This is a genomic window from Pseudoalteromonas prydzensis (assembly GCF_011050055.1).
Taxonomy (GTDB): Bacteria; Pseudomonadota; Gammaproteobacteria; order Enterobacterales; family Alteromonadaceae; genus Pseudoalteromonas; species Pseudoalteromonas prydzensis_A.
On the sequence record NZ_DRGM01000187.1, the window covers coordinates 75,228 to 96,540 of the forward strand.

A 21,313-nucleotide genomic window follows, 5' to 3' on the forward strand; every position below is an offset into this window, starting at 1 on the left:
AAGTATTTAGCGATGTAAATTGAGATGATTTATCCGCTATTTTGTAACAATCTAACAGGTAACACACGGTGCAAAATCACTGCAAGCCTAGACCAGAACTCTTGATTGCTAAAAACTGTAGTACAATTAACACTGTAATTACAAGCTTTAAGCAAAGCGAGCATAGGCCGATAAAAGACTATGCATAACGTTATATTAAAAAAGTGCTGGTTAAATGAGTTTTGCCTAGGGGATTTTTTTATCTCAATCGTCTTACTAAGTATTGGCATAAAAATAAAAAACAGCAGAGCTAAACCTCATGAGAAAACGTTAATGACGACACACACACTACTTCATAAGGCCTATTTAGTCTCAATAAAAAGCATTTCACGCATTGTGGCTAGAATTGTGCCACCTCATGAAATTGAAGATATTGTGCAAGAAACGTATGTGCGGATATGCAAAATTGAAAATAGCGATAATATTAATTCACCCAAATCATTTATCTATAAAACTGCGCGCAACTTAGCATTAGATTATCAAAAACAGGCCAATATACGTTTGGTCGATGGTATTGAAAATATGGAAGCGCTAGAGCAACTGCTGTGTGAACACCACAAAGATGAGATGTATGAGAGCACACTGACCGATAATGAATTTTCGAATTTTTGTGAAGCAGTCAGATTACTGCCGATACAGTGTCGAAAAGTATTTGTATTAAAAAAAGTGTATGGCTATTCACAGCGTGAAATAGCAGCACAATTGGAGCTTAGTGAAAGTACCGTGGAAAAGCATATTGCAACAGGCATGAAAAAATGTACGCTGTTTATGCGTCAATCAAATAAAAGCACCTATAATGAGCCAGCCCCTTCAGCAAACCTCAGTGCAGGAGGTAAATATGAGTAACGTTCATCCGATCCATCAATCTTCCCATGATAGTAATCAAATCGAAGATGAACGCTTAGACCAAGCGAGTGAGTGGCTAGCAAAACTTGATCGAAACCTTAGCGGCGCTGAAAAAAAAGCACTTCAAGCTTGGCTTGCAGAGTCTTACAAAAATGTTGAGGTGCTGCTAGAAGTTGCACAATTGTGGGATAAAATGAGTGAATTGAGTCGGTTATCTGACTTATTTCCACAAGCATCGAGACAACAAAAAAAGCTCCCTGTCTGGTTAGGCGCAATAGCAGCATCCATTTTATTGGCTGTTGCGCTTAGCTTTTTTCAAGAAACATTTAATTTTTCGCTGTTTAACCAAGTCAATAAATCTGCGGTTGTAGCAAAACAATTAAACTTTCAAACCGCGGTGGGAGAAAGCAAAGATATTATTTTGCCTGATCAAAGTAAAATCACACTCAATACAAATAGTTTTGTCCATATTAAATACACTCCATCGGCCCGAGTCATCAACCTTATTCGTGGTGAGATCCATATCGATGTCGCGCATGATACTTCACGGCCTTTGAGTGTTGTCACTGGCAATAAAATTATCCAAGCCGTTGGCACTGCGTTTAATGTAGAAGTAAACAACGAACAAATAGAACTTATTGTCACCGATGGAAAAGTATTAGTTGCTCAGCAGTATACCACCGCTGTACCTAACCTCTCAAATCATGGTACTTCAAGAGTCGCAAAAGATGCATCACTGCATTCCACGCCGGTAGCAAAAGGTGAGAAACTCAATTTAGACTTTAAAGGTAAAATCACCAAAAAGGTTGAAAAAATTGACGCGATTGATCTGGCAGCAAACTTATCGTGGCGTCAAGGGAGTATCATTTTCAGAGGAGAATCTCTTAGCGACGCAATGACCGAAATTAGCCGCTATACCAATATAAACTTTGAGCTTGCTGATGACGAACGTTTGAAGCAAGTACACGTTGCAGGGATGTTCAAAACTGGCGACGTTAAAGGTTTGCTCGAAGTGCTTAATAATAACTTTAATATTAGTTATGAAAGGGTCAGCTCTGATAAAATCATTTTAAAATACGCTTCGCCTCACACGACTATATAATTCGCAACAACAATAATCAGGTATATCACCATGACAACACCTTTATCGTCGGGCAATATTACTAGCCCGAATCACACTTTAGCAACCAGCAGCCATTCACTACTTTACGTTATATTCATCTCTGGCGTTGCAGCAATTGGTGGCTTTTTATTTGGCTTTGACTCCGGGGTTATCAACGGAACGGTGTCGGCGCTGGGGAAAACCTTTAACTCAAGCAGCGTTGCCACAGGGTTTAATGTTGCATCGGTATTACTGGGTTGTGCGCTTGGTGCGCTTATTGCGGGGCCACTTGCTGATAAATTTGGCCGCCGTTCAATCATGATTGTCACCGCTGTAATATTTGCCATTAGCGCGTTTGGCTCAGGCATTGCAGACAGTTCCGCTGAGTTTATTTTTTATCGTCTATTTGGTGGCTTAGGCATTGGCGCAGCATCGGTGTTAGCGCCCGCTTACATCGCTGAAGTCGCACCAGCGGCTTTACGTGGCCGGTTAGCAACGCTGCAACAATTAGCGATTGTACTTGGCTTATTTGCTGCTTTTTTAAGTAATTACCTGATCGCTTCGGCGGCAAATGGCGCGGAAGGTATTTTTATTCTTGAGTTGGCGGCTTGGCGCTGGATGTTTTGGGCTGAACTAGTACCGGCGGGATTATTCCTGTTGGGGGTATTATTTATACCTGAGTCGCCGCGTTATTTAGTGGCCCAAGGCCAATTAGAAAAAGCCAAAGCTGTATTTAGAAAAATATCCAATGAGGATGCTCAATCACAAATAAACGATGTTAAACAGTCACTGCATGGCGATAAAAAACCGAGTATTCGTGACTTATTTATTGATGGTAAAAAGAAAATACACCCAATCGTGTGGGTCGGTATCGCCTTGTCTGTTTTTCAGCAATTTGTGGGCATTAATGTGGTTTTTTATTACGGCTCTGAGCTGTGGCAAGCAGCGGGTTTTGATGAATCACAATCTTTATTTATCAATGTATTAGCGGGTACTACCAATATTTTATCTACATTTATAGCAATTGCGCTTATCGATAAAGTCGGCAGAAAACCATTATTACTGGTCGGCAGCATTGGGATGTTTATTAGCTTAAGCGCATTAACTTATACCTTTGGTAGTGCAGGACTTGATGAGGCGGGTAAACTTGCATTAACTGAAACTATGGGCACATTCGCACTTATCATGGCGAATCTCTTTGTGGTATTTTTTGGCTTAAGTTGGGGACCTGTTGTGTGGGTACTATTAGGCGAAATGTTCAATAACCGTATCCGAGGGGCTGCTTTAGCGGTTGCAGCAAGTGCACAATGGCTTGCCAACTTTACCATTACCATGACCTTCCCGATTATGCTCGGTAGTATTGGATTAGCGGGTGCCTATGGATTTTATGCTCTATCGGCCTTTATTAGCGTATTTTTTATTGTTAAATATATAAAAGAAACACGCGGTATCAAGCTAGAAGCAATGTAAACGGTGTTTAAAAATGGCGAATGTATTTATTTCGCCATTTTTTTGCCTAAGACTCTACTTTAAGTAATTCAACTTCAAATATAAGTAAAGAGGCTGGAGGAATACTGCCAACACGTTTTCCCCCGTAAGCTAATTGGTGAGGGATATAAAAGGTGTATTTATCCCCTTCACTCATCAGTTGCAAGCCTTCAGTCCAGCCTTTTATTACCTGATTTAAACCAAAACTGATTGGGCTATTACGCTCAACTGAACTGTCAAATACACTACCATCTAGCAAAGTACCGTGATAATGCACATTCACCATACTAGTTGGGCTTGGTTTTGTCTCACTACCACTGCTGCTAACAACTTTATATTGCAGACCTGAGTCGGTCTCAATAACCCCTTCAACCTTGCTGTTTGCCACTAAAAAGTCGGCTTCTATTTGCGCGTTAGCGAGTGCTTGTTGCTTTACTTTTTTGCTATTTTGAAAAATAAAAAAGCATAAAATGGCGATGATCACCGCCAAAATAATATTAATCATAGTTACTCTTTCTCGTGTTCTTTTTCGTCGTTATCGCCATTAACGATATCAGCAATTTCACTTAAACGGGCTAAGGCAATGCCGTTAACTGAGTTTTCAGGATATTGCCCGTCGCTCAGCTCGCCTGCTGCAATATCCATCAGTAAATTAAGCGCTTGGTCAACGGTTTCAACTGCATAGATATGGAATTTACCCAGCTCTACCGCATTAAGAATTTCATCATCAAGTACTAAGTTTACTTGATTCGATTTAGGAATTATCACTCCTTGCGCAGAGGTTAGACCACGCATTTTGCAAAGCTTGAAAAACCCTTCAATTTTCTCGTTCACACCGCCAATGGCTTGTACGTCACCGTGTTGGTTAATTGAGCCGGTCAATGCAATTGACTGGCTGATAGGCAAGCTTGTAATAGCAGAGATCAGTGCGCACAACTCAGCTAATGACGCACTGTCGCCATCAATGTAGCCATAACTTTGTTCAATGGCGATATTAGCACTGAGGGTTAAACTAAATTGCTGTGCATATTTATTACCTAAATAACCGGTCAGTAGCATGACACCTTTGGAGTGAATAGCTTTACCCAGCTCAGCTTCACGCTCAACGTCAATAACCCCATCCGCCCCAGCGTAAACCGTTGCCGTAATGCGTGCCGGCGTACCAAAAGAAGTATCGCCAATATGCAGTACCGTTAAACCATTTACTTTACCTACCGCATGACCCTCGGTGGCGATTAAAGTGTGCCCTTCTTTGATATCGCTGAGCATGTTTTCGCTAATTTGCCCAGTGCGATATTGCTTGCCTTCAATCGCTTCATCAATATGATGGGCATCAATTAAAGTTAAGTTATCTTGCTTGGTATAAAAGCTGGCTTCTGCCACCAGCTCTAAGACATCGGCAAAACGGGCTGAAAGCTTATTGTGGTGCTCTGCTTGGCGGTAACTAAATTTCAGTAATCGTGCCATCGCTGATTCAGTTAAGCTACACTTTAGTGTCTGCTCACAGTACTCAATCACTTTGGTGATAAATTGATACTGTAATTTATCACTGCTTGGCAAGTAATAATCAAAATCGGCGAGCACTCTAAACAGCTCAGCAAATTCTTCGTCGTACTCGCCAATGGTGTAATACAACTCACGGGAGCCGAGTAAAATAATTTTTACATCAAGCGGAATTAACTGCGGGCGCAAGGTAAAACTGCTGCCAACGGCGCTGTCTTGATACGGTAAATCATTTTTAATTTGATGAGTTTTCAGTGATAGCTTGAGACCATCCCACACTTGTGGATTAGCCATCACTTTTTCGGCATCCATGATCAAGTAACCGCCGTTAGCGCGGTGCAGTGCCCCAGGCTGAATCGAGCGGTAACTGGTGATCAACGAGCCTTGCGATGTCGCATATTCAATTTTGCCAAAAATATTACCAAAGGTCGGATTTGGCTCATACACCACAGGTGCGGCGTCACCTTCTTTAAATTCAACCAAAATATTAGGTGCAAAAAAGTCGGTAAGCATGCCTTTACGGTCAAAATCTTCTTTGTTTTCGTCGCTGACATCTTCGTCATCGAGCCACTCAAGTACCGCATCAATAATTTCCACGCGGATGTCTTTTAAATAGCGTAATACGCCAATATGCGCAGCATATTTATGTTCAAGATCTTTTAGTAATGGTTTAGTGGCCAGCTCTGCGGTGGATTTTTTTAAATTACGGAGCTTTTCAGATGATTCACGTTTCCAACGTGGCAACTCAATCAGTGCCTCAATGAGTGCATCTTCTAGTTTTTCAATGACTTCATAAAATTGTTCACGCAATTCATCATCAAGCTCAGCAAATTCAGCATCGCTGAGTTGTTTGCCATCAATCAGCGGGGCAAACCCAACCACGCTTTTTTCTTCAATTAGGGCAACGCTTTGTTCAAGTGCAGCTATTTCAACTTCGGTAATTGCACTATCGTAGGCGTCGTTAAATTCACGATCGATTTTTTTCTTTTTCCGTTGATATGCTGGGTTATCAAACGCTGCCGGAAAGGTATCCAGCACTTCGTCGATAAATGAATCAATATCATCTGCCAATTGTTTACTTTGCCCAGCTTGCATAAACAACGCGATAGGCTCACGGTGATCATCATAATTATTAACGTATAACCATTCGTTTGGCGTTGGTCGGCCTTTGCTGTGCGCTTCAAGTTTGTCTTTTACTAAGGTAAATCGGCCATGCGCAGCCTCCCCCATTACATACACATTGTAACCAGGTAATTCCATTCCTAACGAGAAATCAAGCGCACTTTGCGCCCGTTGTTGACCAATGAAAGTCAAGGTTTCAGGGTATGGATTATTCATGCACGTTTGTACATGATTAAGTGAAATTGTCGGCGCAAGGGCCGACACAGATAAAGGCAGCAGTTTCTTCGTCATTCTAACTTCTTTTTATACCAACATATTCGTTGATTTTTTAAGGTGGCATCAGTGCAGTAAAAGGCACTGATCACTAACTATTTAAGGTTGTAGTGCCTTGCGGCTAAAGTAGATACCATCACATTGCGAACACGCTGTAATTTGCGTAGCGTGGTAAATATCATAACTATACTGACAATTCTTACATACTAATGTGCCCATGGCTATCCATTCGCCTTGGTGATATACCCCATTGTGCTTAAAATCTTGATCTAATGCGTGCCACTCCAGCTGAGTTTTGTCTTCGATATGTGAAAGTTCAAACCATAAAGACTCTTTAAGCTCTTGCCATGCAAGGGAACCATAGTGTTGATCGTGCTCTTGAATATGATCAATATCGCGCTTTAAATATTCGCGGTATAAAGTTAGTTTTTCTTGCCCTAAATCTTTTAGCGCTTGTTCAGATTCAATAAACTTATCCATTGCATCTTTTAACTCATGGTCTTTGACATCTTTTAACCATGCGCTCAAATCTGTTAACCACGTCTTATAATCAGCCATTGTTTACTCCTTCAGAACTGTGTTTAGCGAACCTATACCTTACACAAGTATAGGTTAACCTGCTCTGAAAACTAATTTCATATAAAATCCACTGATTTGACGCTGTGATTAGTGCTTTTTTTGGGGTATCCTAACGGCAATTTTTTATTAGTTTGCAAGAAGTCTGGAATCGTAGATGCAAGAGCAATATAACCCGCAAGACATAGAGTCAAAAGTCCAAGCCTACTGGGAAGAAAACCAAGTATTTAAAGCCACTGAAGACGAGAGCAAAGAAAAGTATTATTGCCTTTCTATGTTCCCTTACCCAAGCGGCCGACTCCACATGGGTCATGTGCGTAACTACACGATTGGTGATGTTGTTTCTCGTTTCCAACGCTTGCAAGGCAAAAACGTAATGCAACCTATGGGTTGGGATGCGTTTGGTCTACCGGCTGAAAATGCGGCAATTAAAAATAAAACTGCGCCAGCAAAATGGACCTACGAGAACATCGATTACATGCGTACCCAACTTAAGCAATTAGGTTTTGGTTATGACTGGGATCGTGAAATCGCCACCTGCCACCCAGAATATTACAAATGGGAGCAATGGTTTTTCACTAAGCTTTATGAAAAAGGCCTAGTGTACAAAAAAATGTCAACGGTAAACTGGGATCCAGTAGACCAAACAGTACTGGCTAACGAGCAAGTAATTGATGGTCGCGGTTGGCGCTCTGGTGCAGTAGTTGAGCAAAAAGAAATTCCACAGTGGTTTATTAAAATTACTGACTACGCGCAAGAGCTGCTTGACGACTTAGACAAGTTAGAAGATTGGCCAGAGCAAGTTAAAACCATGCAGCGCAACTGGATTGGCCGCTCTGAAGGGTTGGATATTGAGTTTAAACGCACCGATAACAACGAAACATTCAGCGTTTATACCACTCGTCCTGATACCTTCATGGGTGTGACCTACCTTGCTGTTGCAGGCGCGCATCCAATTGCACAAGAAGCCGCTAAAAATAGCGACGCTGTGGCACGCTTTGTTGAAGAATGTAAAAACACCAAAGTGGCCGAAGCAGACATGGCAACGATGGAGAAAAAAGGCATCGCAACGGGCTTTTTTGCTACTCACCCACTCACCGGTGAGCAAGTGCCAATTTGGGTCGCCAACTTTGTATTAATGCATTACGGCTCAGGCGCGGTTATGGCAGTACCTGCCCATGACCAACGTGACTATGAATTTGCCACCGCTTATGGTTTAGATATCAAACAAGTGATTGCACCAGCTGCAGGCTCAGAACTTGAAGTAAACTTAAAAGACGAAGCGTTTACCGAAAAAGGCGTATTAGTTAATTCTGGTGAGTTTGATGGCCTTGACTTCGACGCTGCCTTTAACGCAGTTGCAGATAAGCTTGAAGCACTTGGCGTGGGTGAGCGTAAAGTAAACTTCCGTCTACGTGACTGGGGTGTAAGCCGCCAGCGTTATTGGGGTTCACCAATCCCAATGCTAAGCGACGAAAACGGTAACGAACTTGCAGCAACTGAAGATATGCTACCAGTGCGCTTACCAGAAGACGTGGTAATGAACGGAGTAACCTCACCAATTAAAGCCGACCCACAGTGGGCTAAAACCACTGTAAACGGTGCTCCTGCGTTTCATGAAACAGACACCTTTGACACCTTTATGGAGTCATCTTGGTATTACGCGCGTTACTGTAGCCCGCGCCATGACGAAGGCATGCTAGATCCAGCAGCAGCAAACTACTGGTTACCAGTAAACCAATACATTGGTGGTATTGAGCACGCAATTTTACACTTATTGTATTCGCGTTTTTTCCATAAATTATTACGTGACTTTGGCTTAGTAAACTCAGATGAGCCATTTGATCGCTTACTATGCCAAGGCATGGTGCTTGCTGAAACCTTCTATCGTAAAGATGAAAAAGGCGGCGATATTTGGATCTCCCCTAGTGATGTAAATACTGAAACCGACGACAAAGGCCGCGTAACGAAAGCATGGCATAAAGTTGACGGCGAGCCAGTATTCTCATCGGGCATGAGCAAAATGTCTAAATCAAAAAATAACGGTATCGACCCGCAACAAGTTATCGCTCAATACGGCGCTGATACGGTACGTTTATTTATGATGTTTACCGCACCGCCAGAGCAAACGCTTGAATGGTCTGACTCAGGGGTAGAAGGCGCGCATCGTTTCATTAAACGTATTTGGAAATACGCAGTCGATGTTGACATGGTTGGTTTTCAAGCGCTTGATAAATCAGCCTTGAACAATGAGCAAAAAGTGCTCCGTCGTGAGCTGCACAAAGCGATTGCAAAAGTGACTGATGATGTTGCACGTCGTCAAACATTTAATACGGCTATTGCGGCAATCATGGAAATTTCTAACAAATTGTTAAAAGCACCACTGGCTGACAAACAAGATGTAGCGATTGCTAACGAAGCACTTGAAGCATTACTCATTATGCTTGCCCCAATCACCCCGCATTTGTCACATCAATTATGGCAAGAACTGGGCAAAGAAGGCGATATTCTAGATGCGTCTTGGCCTGTGGTTGATGAGTCAGCGCTTGTTGAAGATGAAAAACTAATCATCGTACAAGTTAACGGCAAACTGCGCGCAAAATTAACCGTGCCAGCCGATGCCAGCAAAGAGCAAGTTGAGCTACTTGCCTTTGCTGAAGCAAATGTTACTAAGTTCACCGATGGCGTTACTATCCGCAAGGTTATTTACGTACCAGGTAAACTACTTAACGTGGTTGCTAACTAATTATGGCTGCTATTCATGCCATTAAAAACGGACTAGCCTTAGCGCTAGTCTGTTTTTTGTTATCAAGCTGTGGCTTTCATCTTAAAAAAGCATCGAGCCTACCGGATGATTTAACCACCCTGACATTAAGCGGCGATGATGAGAACTCAGCGTTATTCGCGATGCTTGAAAAAGAACTGACGTTGAGCAAAGTTGAGTTACTCAGCGCGCCTAAGAAAAACGTAGCGCAACTGTATTTATTTAAAGATCGGTTAGAGCGTCAAACATTGTCATTATTTAAAAATGGCCAAGTTGCTGAGTACGAGCTGGCTTACAGTGTCCGTTACTTACTCAAACGCCCGGGTAAAGATGCGATTGAGCAAAATTTTGAGCTGTATCGTAATTACCAAGACGACCCTGATAACGCACTTGCCAAAGCGAAAGAGTTAGAGCTATTGCTTAATGAAATTCGTATGCAAGCCAGTCGTCGTATCACTCGAGAGCTGTCGCAACTGTAATGCGCTGTTATGCGAATCAATTACCTAATGAATTAAAAAAAGGCTTACAGCCTTTTTATTTAGTGTTTGGTGAAGAACCCTTTCAAGTTGCACAATGCGCCCAGCAAATTCGTCAAGCGGCTAAACAGCAAGGCTTTGATGAAGTCGTTAAATTTACTTTAATGCCAGGCTTTGATTGGCAAGAACTGCTAGCGCAATATCAGAGTATGTCATTATTCAGTGCGCGTACTTTAATAGAGCTGGATCTTAATTTCCAAAAGCCTGGGATTGCTGGTAGTCAAACATTCAAGCAATTACTGGATCTAAATAATCCTGATACCGTATTGATCGTCAAAGGCGCCAAAGCGAGCCAAGATATTCAACGCAGTGCTTGGTTCAAGTCTCTGGATAAACTCGGCATTTTTGTGCCCTGCTACCCACTCACTGGCAACCATTTAAGCCGCTGGTTAGACGAGCAATGTCAACGCTTGCAGATAAATATGCCAAACGATGCGAAACGCACTTTAATAGATGCCACTGAAGGTAACTTATTAGCCTGCTTTCAAGAGCTCGAAAAACTGTCATTATTGCATGGCACTGCGCTGATCGATCAACAGCAGGTGTTGCAAGGCCTACTTAATCAAGCCAAGTTTGATATTTTTGATTTAAGTGATGCACTGCTACAAGGCAATAGTCATCAAGCAATTAAAGTATTAAATAAACTCGCTGGCGATAACACCGAAGCTGTGAGTATCTTATGGACCATCACGAAAGAGGCAAATACCTTACTCAGCCTGCAATTAGGCTTGCAACAAGGTGAACAGCTGGCAACGCTATTTAAACAAAAAGCCATCTGGAAAAACCAACAAGGGCCAATCCAGCAAGCACTTAAACGTTTATCAATTGCCACGCTTGAGCAAATCACTCAGCTTTTGGCGCAATTTGATGCCAGTTATAAGCAAGGTAATTTAGTCAAACCCTATCAAGCCTTGGCACATATTTGTTTAGTATTTTGCCAACCATTGGTGTTCCCTTTGCCTGCGCATCCGCTCAACTAATTATTAGGCGTTTATGATGATTGCATTGTTTGGTGGTACTTTCGATCCCGTTCATTTAGGCCATATCAATATGGCAAAGCATTGTGTCGAGCATTTTAATTTAACAACCTTATACTTTATGCCCTGTGCAATCCCTGCCCACAAAGCAGCCCCTGGAGTCAGCACCCAGCACCGAGTTGCAATGCTTAATGCCGCTATCGCACCTTATCCCTATTTTCAGCTTGATTTGCGTGAGTTAAACCGCAGCGGCCCTTCTTATTCACTGCTAAGTTTGCAAGAACTACGTGTGCAATACCCTCGACAGCCAATCTTGTTTTTAATCGGTATGGATTCATTTAATAACCTAGATAAGTGGTATGAGTGGCAAACGATTACCCAGCTGTGCCATATTGTGGTATTTCAGCGTCCTGGTCTTAAGTGCAGTGCCCGTGGTGAATTAAAAGCCTATCAACAAGCAGCCGAATGTAACGATAGCACAGAGCTTGCAGCACATACTGGCGGAAAATTATACTTTTTAACTGGCGAAGAACTCGCCATTGCCTCTAGCGATATTCGTGATGCGATAAAAAAGGGTATAAATTACAATGAACTTCTTCCTACTGGCGTGAGTCAGTATATTCAATCACAGCAACTTTATCTAAGTGATGAATAAATACTGGTTGCGTGATAAAATAACAGCTATTCACTTTTAAATGAGATAACACCTTGGATACGAAACAACTACTTGCCTTTGCAATAGACAAAATTGACGATATGAAAGCACGTGATGTGGTTAATATTGATGTAACTGCAAGCTCAGACATCACCGACTTTATGGTGGTATGCTCTGGCACGTCAAAACGTCATGTATTATCAATTGCAGACCATTTAGCAAAAGAAGCTCGTCACGCAGGTCAAGAACCGCTTGGTTATGAAGGCCAAACAGATGGTGAATGGGCACTGGTTGATTTAGGCGATGTGATCGTACACGTAATGCAAGATCAAGCACGTAGCTATTACGACCTCGAAAAACTATGGAGCTAATTGCTCACTAATTTTATTAGAGCTTGGATGTAATACGTGAAAATACAGATGATTGCCGTTGGCACCAAAATGCCAGCGTGGGTAGAAACGGGTTTTGCTGAGTATCAGCGTCGCTTTCCAAAAGATATGGCGCTGGAGTTAATAGAAATTCCCGCAGGCAAACGTGGCAAAAATGCAGATATTAAACGTATTTTGCATATTGAAGGTGAAAAAACCTTAGCCGCTATCCCTAAAGGCAATCGTATTGTTACGCTTGAGGTAACAGGCAAAGCGCTTGATACTCACCAATTAGCAAAAGACATGCTAAAGTGGCAACTGGATGGCCGCGATGTCAGCTTGCTAATTGGCGGCCCTGAAGGTCTAGCACCAGAGTGTATTGCTGCCTCAGAGCAAAAATGGTCACTATCAAATTTGACCTTACCCCATCCATTGGTGCGTATTATTGTTGCAGAAAGTCTATATAGAGGCTGGAGCTTAAACACTAACCACCCGTATCATCGCGAGTAACCATTACTCATGCGAAAACACAGACCCACAATAAGAGATCACTCAGCAGAAGCGAACCTGTTTGCTCGTCGTGCTTTTGTGGGGTTTGTGTTTGTTACTATTTTAGTCGCGGTTTTACTGTCCAATTTATATACCATTCAAGTTGATGATCACCAAGATTATCAAACCCGCTCTAACGACAACCGCATTAAAGTGATCCCGATTGCCCCTAATCGCGGCCTTATTTACGATCGTAATGGCGTATTGCTCGCTGAAAATAAACCCGTTTATAACCTAGAGGTTATTCCTGAAGAAGTTGATGATCTTGATGCATCACTGTCTACATTAACGCAATTTATTGATATTTCAGAGCAGCAAAAAAGCGACTTTATTGACGATATCAAGCACAATCGGCGCTTTAAAAGTCAAGTATTAAAAGCCCGTTTAACTGAACTAGAAGTGGCGCGTTTCTCGGTCAATCAACATAAATTCCCAGGTTTTAGCATTGAAGCACGTTTAGCACGCTATTACCCGTTCGCAGACACCCTAACCCACGCCTTAGGCTACGTTGCTAAACTCAATAAAAAAGAACTCGCAAAACTCGAATCACAAGAACAAGGTACTAACTATCGCGCCACCCATGATATTGGCAAACTGGGTATTGAAAAATACTATGAGCAGTTACTGCATGGCCAAGTTGGCTCACAACGGGTTGAAGTAAACAATCGTGGCCGTGTTATTCGCACTTTAAGTATGACGCCACCACAACCCGGCCACGATTTAGTGCTAACTTTAGATATCGGGCTGCAACAAATAGCCCAACATGCTTTTAAAGATATGCGTGGTGCTGTGGTTGTAATGGATGCTAAAGACGGTGGTGTATTAGCGTTATATTCAAATCCCAGCTACGACCCAAATTTATTTGTCCATGGTATTAGCAGCAAAAATTACAAAGCCTTATTAAACCCAGACCGACCTCTGATCAATCGCACCACGCAAGGGCGCTATGCACCCGCATCAACAGTCAAACCACACATGGCGATTCTGGCACTGGAAGAAGGGTTAGTCACCGAGAATACAACTATCTGGGATCCGGGCTTTTTCCAAATCCCCAATGTTGATCATAAATGGCGTGACTGGAAGCGCTGGGGCCACGGCCATGTTGATGTTTACAAAGCCATTGAAGAATCGTGTGATACCTACTTTTATGATGCAGCCTATCGCTTAGGTATCACTAAAATTAGTGATTTTATGGCGCAATTTGGTTTTGGTGATTTAACTGGCATTGATATTCACGAAGAAACTACCGCCATTTTACCTTCAAAGGAATGGAAAGAAGCGCGCTTTAAAGAATCATGGTGGCGCGGTGATACAATTTCCGTTGGTATTGGCCAAGGTTACTGGACTGCCACACCGATGCAAATTGCCAATGCACTGAATATATTAGTCAATAAAGGGGTCAACCGCCCTCCGCACTTAGTTCAAGTTGCCAAGCAAGAAAATCAAGTGGTACAAATTAATAATGACGAAAAACCACCGGTGATCCTCAAAGATCCAAAGCATTGGCAAATAGCATTAGACGCGATGCATAATACCGTAAGTAAAGCAACGGGTACTGCCCATAAAGCATTTCGAGGCGTGAATTATGACCCCGCTGGTAAAACAGGCACCGCGCAATTAGTTAGCATTGCCCAAGGTGAGCGTTATGATGCGAAATCGCTAAAAGAGCGTCACCGCGACAACGCCATTTATGTCGGTTTTGCTCCTTATGATGATCCACAAATTGTCGTATCTATCGTTGTAGAAAACACCGGTGGTGGTAGTACCGTAGGTGCACCAATCGCTCGTCAATTAATGGATTATTATTTCTCTGCTAATCCCGTTAATATTGCACGCAATGAGGAGCCGTAATGCAGCTAGATGATAAGCGCTCTATTTGGGATAAATTACATTTAGATCTGCCATTATTACTGGCATTGTTAACCTTAATGGTTGCCAGTTTAGCCATTGTATACAGTGCCAGCGGCCAAGATAGCGCCATGATGATCCGCCATGCCACGCGTATGGCAGGGGCAATTATTGGAATGTTTGTGTTGGCACAGTTTTCACCGGCCACACTAAAGCGCTTAGTGTTCCCACTGTACTGTGTTGGTTTATTAATGCTGGTAGGCGTCTTAATCTTTGGCGTAAGTTCAAAAGGTGCTCAGCGTTGGCTTGATTTAGGTATTACCCGTTTTCAGCCATCAGAGTTAATGAAAATAGCCGTGCCGATGATGGTCGCTTGGTATATTGGCCGTAATAACTTACCGCCTAGAGCCCTGCATTTAGTGGTTGGTTTTGCTATTGTGATGATCCCAACCCTGCTTATTAAAGAGCAACCCGACTTAGGCACCTCAATATTGATTGCCAGCTCAGGTGTATTTGTATTGTTTTTATCTGGATTAAGTTGGCGGTTAATTGGTTTTTTGAGCGCTTTAGTTGCACTTGCAGCGTGGCCTTTTTGGCACTACGGAATGCATGACTATCAAAAGCAACGGGTGTTAACCTTATTTAATCCTGAAAGTGATCCGCTTGGCTCTGGTTACCATATTATTCAATCAAAAATTGCCATTGGCTCGGGTGGTATTGAAGGAAAAGGTTGGTTGCAAGGCACTCAATCGCAGTTAGAGTTTTTACCTGAGCGCCATACCGATTTTATCTTTTCAGTATTAAGCGAAGAGTTTGGCTTATTTGGCGTGTGCTTATTATTGTGCATGTATTTATTTATTGTTGGCCGTGGCTTATATATTGCGGTAAATGCGCAAGACGCTTTTGGTAAGCTATTAGCCGGCGCTCTTACCCTCACTTTTTTTGTTTATGTGTTCGTAAATATCGGCATGGTTTCAGGGCTACTGCCTGTTGTTGGTGTACCGCTACCGCTGATAAGTTATGGCGGCACTTCAATGGTTACGCTAATGGCTGGGTTTGGCATTATTATGTCTATCGCTACGGATAAAAGGATGTTACTAAAATAATGCAGTACTTAGTAAAATTAATCGCGCTCACTGTTTTAACACTATTGTTAGCCGCGTGTAGTAGTTCTGGTAGTAAAACTGATCACAGTAGCCGTTATAGTATGCGCCATGACGCAGCACCGCTACGCGTGCCGACCGAATTAGAAATGCAAGATGCGGTGGTTGTGCCGGTTACCAAAAGTGCCAGCGCAGGACGTCCATATACGGTACTTGGCAAAAACTACATCCCAATGCTAGATGAAACAGGTTATACCGAAGAAGGCACTGCCTCTTGGTATGGCCGTAAATTCCATGGTTATCACACCTCTAATGGTGAGGTGTATGATATGTTTGCGATGACCGCAGCGCATAAAACATTACCTTTGCCTAGCTTTGTAAAAGTAACCAATACCAGTAACGGCAAGTCAGCCATTGTACGTGTCAACGACCGTGGCCCATTTCATGATGATCGTGTAATCGATTTATCTTACGCAGCTGCATATAAACTGGGCTACTATCATCATGGTACAGCCAAGGTTAAGCTTGAAGCGATTACCATGGCGGATTCGACTGTGCGTTTGAGTTATATCCAAGTCGCGGCAGGAAGTACCTTAAAAAATATTGAAGCGCTCGCGTACACCCTACGTCAGCAGTACCAGTTACCCACAAACATTGTGGAAAAAGATGCCATTTATCGGCTGCGTTTAGGGCCAATTAAAGACGCTGAACAAGCTCAGCAAGTACTTGAAAAATTAAAACTGAACCAATTTCAAAACGCGTTCTTGCTTTACAGTCAATAAGACTAATACCCAAACTACGCTCGCATCTCGGGGTAGTTTGGGTATAGAATAGGGTAACGCGAATCTTTAACTTTAACCATTAATGAGTATGATGAAATCTATTAAATACAAAATTCTCAACGGTGTGTGCGGCTTAGTATGCTCTGCTGCCATTTTCTCAGCTACCGCCCAAATCATCCCTGCCCCGCCTCAAGTTAATGCAAAAGGTTATTTTCTTGTTGATTTTACCACTGGCAAAGTGATCGCCGAAGGTGAGCCAGATACCAAAATAGCGCCTGCTAGTTTAACAAAAATGATGACCAGCTATGTGATTGGTACAGAAATCAAAGCGGGTAATATTGCGCCTACTGATATGGTAACGGTTAGCGAAAAAGCGTGGGCTAAAAACTTTCCTGAATCATCAAAAATGTTTATCGAAGTGGGTAAACAAATTAGTGTTGATGATTTGAACCACGGCATTATCATTCAATCTGGTAATGATGCGTGTGTTGCAATGGCTGAACATATCGCCGGCAGCGAAAGCGCCTTCGCAGATTTAATGAATGCCCACGCTGAAAAGTTAGGAATGAGCAATACTCATTTTATTAATAGCCACGGCCTAGATACCGATGAGCACTTCACAACACCACGTGACATGGCCATTTTAAGTGCCGCGTTAATTCGTGACGTGCCAAATGAATATGAAGTCTATGCACAAAAGTCATTTACTTTTAATGGTATTAAACAATACAACCGTAATTCATTATTATGGGATGAAAGCCTAAATGTTGACGGTATTAAAACCGGTCATACCTCTGAAGCGGGTTACAGCCTAGTAAGCTCAGCAACAAAAGACGACATGCGTTTAATTGCTGTTGTAATGGTCACTTCAAGTGAACGGGCCCGTAAAGTAGAAAGCAAAAAACTACTTAACTATGGTTTTCGTTTCTTTGAAACAATCACACCATACAATGCGGGCGACAGCTTTGCTGAACAACGTATTTGGATGGGTAATAAAGAAAACGTATCGCTAGGTATTTTAGAAGACACACCAATCACTATTCCACGTGGTCAGCGTAAAAATTTAAAAGCAGACTTCAAACTTGATAAAGTGTTAGAAGCACCACTCGCTAAAGGCTCTACTGTAGGCACTTTATCTTTACAGCTGGAAGGCGAAGTAATTGCGCAGTATCCACTGGTAACGCTTGAAGAAGTTGAAGAAGGTAGCTTCTTTAGTAAAATTTATGATTACCTACGTTTACAAATAATGTAATACCCAAACAACCTCAAGATCCGAGTTTCAGTTGGAATTAAAAGCGATTTAGGCAAGGCATTGATTGCAAATAATAGTGGTTCTATTGTTAAAATCAATAACGCAGTATAAATCGCTTTTAAACCAACCCGTTGGGCGTTTCACAGGCACTTACTCTCATCGTTGTTACTTCTTAAAAGGGATTGCCATTCTTGCAAAGTAACGCCTTGATATTAAGCACCTGTGAAACGCTGAATTCTGTATCTTGAGGTGGCTTGGGTATTCATAGTTAAAGAATATAAGCGCCTTGCACTGCAAGGCGTTTTTTTTTGCTTTAAAAATGGTAGAATGCGCCCCATATCTAACCGACAAATAATCTGCATAGCAATTACATTGCTTATGTAGGCAGTAATAGCGACAAAAACTTCGCTCAGCGCAGCAAAGAATTTATCTATATAACTGTTTTACATTGCAAATTTTAACGTGATTGGCAGCGATTTAATGCTCTTAAAGCAATGCGTTATTAATACAATTGTGATCAAGCTTAAGAACAGATTATCGAAACGGTTTATTGTTTAGTAAAATAATACTAAGCACACATTAAGTATGAGGAGTCAACGTCGTGGCTACACCGGTAGAAAATACTAAATTTGATGAATATTTAGAGTATCCTTGCCCATTTACATTTCGCGTAATGGGGTTGGCAAACGTCAACTTAACTGAGCAAATTCTAACTAAGTTACAACCGATTGCACCTGGCGACTATGCGCCAAAAGTAAAACCAAGTAGCAAAGGCAATTACGAGTCAGTTAGCCTAGTAGTCACCGTTACCAGTGGCGCTCATATTGAAGAAATTTACAACGTGATCAGTGCGATTGATGACGTACGACACATGCTTTAAGCGCTAAGCGGAGTAAGCTGTGAGCGAAAATACCTTAATCGTCCGTCAACTCGGTAGACAGCGTTACATGCCAATTTGGCAAAAAATGCAAGACTATACCGACGTACGTACAGAGCATGATGCAGATGAAATATGGCTCGTTGAACATGAGCCAGTATTCACACAAGGCCAAGCCGGTAAAGATGAACATCTACTTGCCCCAGGCGACATAGAAGTGATCAAGGTTGATCGTGGTGGTCAAGTAACCTATCACGGACCTGGTCAGCAAATGATGTACGTATTATTTAACTTACGTCGCTTAAAAATTGGCGTAAGAGAACTGGTCACATGGCTTGAAGAGTGTATTATCGATACTCTGAATGATTATGGCATTGCAGCCTACGCCAAAGCAGACGCACCTGGGGTGTATGTTAATGACAGCAAAATAGCATCATTAGGGCTTCGCGTACGTCGCGGTTGTTCTTTTCATGGTCTAGCACTGAATGTAAACATGGATATGAGCCCATTTCTGCGCATTAACCCTTGTGGGTATGCGGGTATGAACATGGTGCAAACAACCGATTTAAACGGCCCAGAAAACCTTACACAAGCAGGTGCTGGACTCGTAAAACACATGATCAAAAAACTTAATGCAACTGCGGTTAAGTATACTGAAGGGTTTGAAAACGAATGAATAAACCAGTCAAGATGGAACCAGGGGTAAAACTGCGCGACGCTGAAAAAATGGCGTTGATCCCAGTAAAAGTATTACCGACTGAAAAAAACGAAATGTTGCGTAAGCCAGAATGGCTAAAAATTCGCTTACCTAAATCAACCGAGCGTATCGATGGCATTAAACAAGCGATGCGTAAACACGGCTTGCATTCAGTGTGTGAAGAAGCTTCATGCCCTAACCTATCTGAGTGTTTTAACCACGGTACGGCAACCTTTATGATTTTAGGGGCAATTTGTACTCGTCGTTGCCCATTTTGTGATGTTGCGCATGGTCGTCCACTGACACCTGATGCCGCAGAGCCGGAAAAACTCGCATTAACAATTAAAGACATGAAGCTGAGCTATGTGGTGATCACCTCAGTAGATCGTGATGATTTACGTGACGGCGGCGCACAACATTTTGCAGATTGTATTCGTGAAATTCGCAAACATAACCCTAAAATCACCATAGAGATTTTAGTGCCAGATTTTCGTGGCCGTATGGATCGTGCACTCGAGATTTTAATTGCAACGCCACCAGACGTTTTCAATCATAACCTTGAAACCGCACCGCGTTTATACAAGCTTGCGCGCCCAGGTGCCGATTACAAATGGTCACTAGAATTACTGCGTCGCTTTAAAGAAGCACACCCAGAAGTTAAAACTAAATCAGGCTTAATGGTTGGCCTTGGTGAAGAGATCAGTGAAATCGAAGCAGTATTACGTGATTTACGTGCCCACAACGTCGACATGCTAACTGTAGGCCAATACCTACAACCTTCTAAGCATCACTTACCAGTAAAACGCTACGTACCACCAGCAGAGTTTGATGGCTTAAAAGCCTATGCAGATGAAATTGGCTTTACTCATGCAGCCTCAGGCCCATTTGTTCGTTCAAGCTATCATGCTGATCAACAAGCCGCCGGTAAAGAAGTGAAATAATCACTTTTATAGCATTGAAAAATCGTTAGCTATGTACTTTTCACAGCATAGCTAACGGTTAACAAACAAATCACATTTTCACCTTTGCTACCCGAGACTAATACAACTAACGTTTCGAAGCATTACTTCTCAATTGTGCTGAAATATTATCGTTTAGCTTAAGCCAATTGGTTTCATAATCCCATGTTCCCTTAAAATCTTCATTACTTCTTGAGGTTTCTAACATTTCTCTAAAATCAAAAACTTCAGCAAAATTACTTTCATTTACGCGGTAATTACCCCAGCCCCTAGGCTCCATCTTAATAAACTTTAAATAATTAGACTTAAAGTCATTAACAGCAGTGACTAGCTCTTCATTACTATTTAGCTTTTCTGCAATGAGTGCCTTTTCATCATCATTAACAGAGCCAGTTACTGTAAGCTCACCCGACTCATTGATAGAAATCCCCCAACTTTTATTTGCTAAAGCGGGCTGCTCACTTCTTAATTCAGCCATGACACTATCATAGGGTGAAAGCATTCTCTCAACCGTTTTAGGTACATCGCCGCCTGGCATATACAAATGAGCCATTGCGACTCCAATATCATACATAACCTCTTCAATAGGTCTTAATATATTGGCATCTTTATTTATAGGCTTATAATAAGTCGCTTCAGGCTCTTTAGGCATATCTTTGTGATAGATATCCTTAGCTAAGCGCTCCATTTCACTCTTTAATTGCGCTTTACCAGTTACTGGTTCATTTATTTTTGCTGCTGAACTATTCGATATAAGCTGCGATGCTGAACTGCTATTGTGTGGGTTAACTTGCATATCACTTTCCTTGTTCGTTACTTATCAACTTGTTATCGACAAATTACTCTTTTCCTTTAGCTGTTTCTAATAAGAAAACTTACCTTGTTGTGTATAAATAATAAACACTACTTAAATGTTAGGTTCGGCAAATCTTTATAGCGGTAATGAGGTATAGTTTTTGTATCTTATAGCTTTATTTATCTTCCTCGGGTATTTTTC

20 protein-coding genes are annotated in these 21,313 nt (G+C 42.0%); 16 read left to right on the plus strand and 4 right to left on the minus strand.

The features are described from left to right. Positions 1-312: 312 nt before the first annotated feature. From ENH88_RS19195 to ENH88_RS19205, 3 genes are read left to right on the plus strand one after another with little or no spacing between them, the layout of a single operon-like run. On the plus strand, positions 313-885 hold the full coding sequence (locus ENH88_RS19195; RefSeq protein ID WP_304184764.1) for an RNA polymerase sigma factor: 573 nt from the start codon (positions 313-315) through the stop codon (positions 883-885). Continuing rightward, on the plus strand, positions 878-1,987 hold the full coding sequence (locus ENH88_RS19200; protein WP_304184765.1) for a FecR family protein: 1,110 nt from the start codon (positions 878-880) through the stop codon (positions 1,985-1,987). The genes ENH88_RS19195 and ENH88_RS19200 overlap by 8 nt, the downstream gene beginning before the upstream one ends. A gap of 30 nt (positions 1,988-2,017) precedes the next feature. Further along, positions 2,018-3,457, plus strand: coding sequence for a sugar porter family MFS transporter (locus ENH88_RS19205; protein WP_304184766.1), 1,440 nt, complete (start codon positions 2,018-2,020; stop codon positions 3,455-3,457). 46 nt (positions 3,458-3,503) lie between these two features. Here the strand turns inward: ENH88_RS19205 and ENH88_RS19210 are convergent, their stop codons facing one another. The 3 genes from ENH88_RS19210 to ENH88_RS19220 form a co-directional block, all read right to left on the minus strand. Continuing rightward, positions 3,504-3,980 carry an FKBP-type peptidyl-prolyl cis-trans isomerase gene (locus tag ENH88_RS19210; RefSeq protein WP_304184767.1) on the minus strand — a complete coding sequence of 159 codons (477 nt, stop codon included), beginning with the start codon at positions 3,978-3,980 and terminating at the stop codon, positions 3,504-3,506. A gap of 2 nt (positions 3,981-3,982) precedes the next feature. Continuing rightward, the gene (locus tag ENH88_RS19215) at positions 3,983-6,391 is read right to left on the minus strand and encodes a Lon protease family protein (protein ID WP_304184768.1); all 2,409 of its coding nucleotides are present in this window, start codon (positions 6,389-6,391) and stop codon (positions 3,983-3,985) included. 81 nt (positions 6,392-6,472) lie between these two features. Beyond that, entirely contained in the window at positions 6,473-6,931 is a 459-nt protein-coding gene (locus tag ENH88_RS19220) for a zinc ribbon-containing protein (protein WP_304184769.1), read from the minus strand. Between the two features lie 175 nt (positions 6,932-7,106). Between ENH88_RS19220 and leuS the strand changes: the two genes are divergently transcribed. The 13 genes from leuS to lipA all read left to right on the plus strand — a co-directional run bounded on the left by leuS (position 7,107) and on the right by lipA (position 20,298). After that, a complete protein-coding gene (gene leuS / locus ENH88_RS19225; RefSeq protein WP_304184770.1) occupies positions 7,107-9,695 on the plus strand; it encodes a leucine--tRNA ligase in 2,589 nt (862 codons plus the stop codon). A gap of 2 nt (positions 9,696-9,697) precedes the next feature. Beyond that, a complete protein-coding gene (gene lptE, locus ENH88_RS19230) occupies positions 9,698-10,192 on the plus strand; it encodes an LPS assembly lipoprotein LptE (RefSeq protein WP_304184771.1) in 495 nt (164 codons plus the stop codon). Beyond that, positions 10,192-11,229: a DNA polymerase III subunit delta gene (holA, locus tag ENH88_RS19235; RefSeq protein WP_304184772.1), complete on the plus strand. Its 1,038-nt coding sequence runs from the start codon at positions 10,192-10,194 to the stop codon at positions 11,227-11,229. Before lptE ends, holA begins: the two co-directional genes overlap by 1 nt. 16 nt (positions 11,230-11,245) lie before the next feature. Next, positions 11,246-11,881, plus strand: a complete 636-nt coding sequence (gene nadD, locus ENH88_RS19240; protein ID WP_304184808.1) for a nicotinate-nucleotide adenylyltransferase — start codon at positions 11,246-11,248, stop codon at positions 11,879-11,881. 53 nt (positions 11,882-11,934) lie between these two features. Next, positions 11,935-12,252 (plus strand): ribosome silencing factor, encoded by a 318-nt coding sequence (gene rsfS, locus ENH88_RS19245; RefSeq protein WP_064667527.1) that lies wholly within the window; start codon positions 11,935-11,937, stop codon positions 12,250-12,252. 36 nt (positions 12,253-12,288) lie between these two features. Continuing rightward, complete coding sequence (gene rlmH, locus ENH88_RS19250; RefSeq protein ID WP_304184774.1) at positions 12,289-12,759, plus strand: 23S rRNA (pseudouridine(1915)-N(3))-methyltransferase RlmH; 471 nt, start codon at positions 12,289-12,291, stop codon at positions 12,757-12,759. A gap of 9 nt (positions 12,760-12,768) precedes the next feature. Then, positions 12,769-14,649 carry a penicillin-binding protein 2 gene (gene mrdA / locus ENH88_RS19255; protein WP_304184775.1) on the plus strand — a complete coding sequence of 627 codons (1,881 nt, stop codon included), beginning with the start codon at positions 12,769-12,771 and terminating at the stop codon, positions 14,647-14,649. Continuing rightward, entirely contained in the window at positions 14,649-15,752 is a 1,104-nt protein-coding gene (gene rodA / locus ENH88_RS19260) for a rod shape-determining protein RodA (protein WP_304184776.1), read from the plus strand. Before mrdA ends, rodA begins: the two co-directional genes overlap by 1 nt. Beyond that, positions 15,752-16,531 carry a septal ring lytic transglycosylase RlpA family protein gene (locus ENH88_RS19265; RefSeq protein WP_304184777.1) on the plus strand — a complete coding sequence of 260 codons (780 nt, stop codon included), beginning with the start codon at positions 15,752-15,754 and terminating at the stop codon, positions 16,529-16,531. Before rodA ends, ENH88_RS19265 begins: the two co-directional genes overlap by 1 nt. A gap of 91 nt (positions 16,532-16,622) precedes the next feature. Continuing rightward, a complete protein-coding gene (locus ENH88_RS19270; RefSeq protein WP_304184810.1) occupies positions 16,623-17,783 on the plus strand; it encodes a serine hydrolase in 1,161 nt (386 codons plus the stop codon). 601 nt (positions 17,784-18,384) lie between these two features. Beyond that, positions 18,385-18,663 (plus strand): DUF493 family protein YbeD, encoded by a 279-nt coding sequence (gene ybeD, locus ENH88_RS19275; RefSeq protein ID WP_304184778.1) that lies wholly within the window; start codon positions 18,385-18,387, stop codon positions 18,661-18,663. Positions 18,664-18,682: 19 nt separating this feature from the next. Beyond that, positions 18,683-19,336: a lipoyl(octanoyl) transferase LipB gene (gene lipB, locus ENH88_RS19280; RefSeq protein WP_304184779.1), complete on the plus strand. Its 654-nt coding sequence runs from the start codon at positions 18,683-18,685 to the stop codon at positions 19,334-19,336. After that, on the plus strand, positions 19,333-20,298 hold the full coding sequence (gene lipA, locus ENH88_RS19285; RefSeq protein WP_304184780.1) for a lipoyl synthase: 966 nt from the start codon (positions 19,333-19,335) through the stop codon (positions 20,296-20,298). Before lipB ends, lipA begins: the two co-directional genes overlap by 4 nt. A 106-nt stretch (positions 20,299-20,404) precedes the next feature. Here the strand turns inward: lipA and ENH88_RS19290 are convergent, their stop codons facing one another. Next, positions 20,405-21,112 (minus strand): hypothetical protein, encoded by a 708-nt coding sequence (locus tag ENH88_RS19290; RefSeq protein WP_304184781.1) that lies wholly within the window; start codon positions 21,110-21,112, stop codon positions 20,405-20,407. Positions 21,113-21,313: the final 201 nt, after the last annotated feature.

Coding starts and splice junctions, on each gene's coding strand:
- ENH88_RS19195 (WP_304184764.1), top strand. CDS start 313: ATGACGACACACACACTACTTCATAAGGCCTATTTAGTCTCAATAAAA.
- ENH88_RS19200 (WP_304184765.1), top strand. CDS start 878: ATGAGTAACGTTCATCCGATCCATCAATCTTCCCATGATAGTAATCAA.
- ENH88_RS19205 (WP_304184766.1), top strand. CDS start 2,018: ATGACAACACCTTTATCGTCGGGCAATATTACTAGCCCGAATCACACT.
- ENH88_RS19210 (WP_304184767.1), bottom strand. CDS start 3,980: ATGATTAATATTATTTTGGCGGTGATCATCGCCATTTTATGCTTTTTT.
- ENH88_RS19215 (WP_304184768.1), bottom strand. CDS start 6,391: ATGACGAAGAAACTGCTGCCTTTATCTGTGTCGGCCCTTGCGCCGACA.
- ENH88_RS19220 (WP_304184769.1), bottom strand. CDS start 6,931: ATGGCTGATTATAAGACGTGGTTAACAGATTTGAGCGCATGGTTAAAA.
- leuS (WP_304184770.1), top strand. CDS start 7,107: ATGCAAGAGCAATATAACCCGCAAGACATAGAGTCAAAAGTCCAAGCC.
- lptE (WP_304184771.1), top strand. CDS start 9,698: ATGGCTGCTATTCATGCCATTAAAAACGGACTAGCCTTAGCGCTAGTC.
- holA (WP_304184772.1), top strand. CDS start 10,192: ATGCGCTGTTATGCGAATCAATTACCTAATGAATTAAAAAAAGGCTTA.
- nadD (WP_304184808.1), top strand. CDS start 11,246: ATGATTGCATTGTTTGGTGGTACTTTCGATCCCGTTCATTTAGGCCAT.
- mrdA (WP_304184775.1), top strand. CDS start 12,769: ATGCGAAAACACAGACCCACAATAAGAGATCACTCAGCAGAAGCGAAC.
- rodA (WP_304184776.1), top strand. CDS start 14,649: ATGCAGCTAGATGATAAGCGCTCTATTTGGGATAAATTACATTTAGAT.
- ENH88_RS19265 (WP_304184777.1), top strand. CDS start 15,752: ATGCAGTACTTAGTAAAATTAATCGCGCTCACTGTTTTAACACTATTG.
- ENH88_RS19270 (WP_304184810.1), top strand. CDS start 16,623: ATGAAATCTATTAAATACAAAATTCTCAACGGTGTGTGCGGCTTAGTA.
- lipA (WP_304184780.1), top strand. CDS start 19,333: ATGAATAAACCAGTCAAGATGGAACCAGGGGTAAAACTGCGCGACGCT.
- ENH88_RS19290 (WP_304184781.1), bottom strand. CDS start 21,112: ATGCAAGTTAACCCACACAATAGCAGTTCAGCATCGCAGCTTATATCG.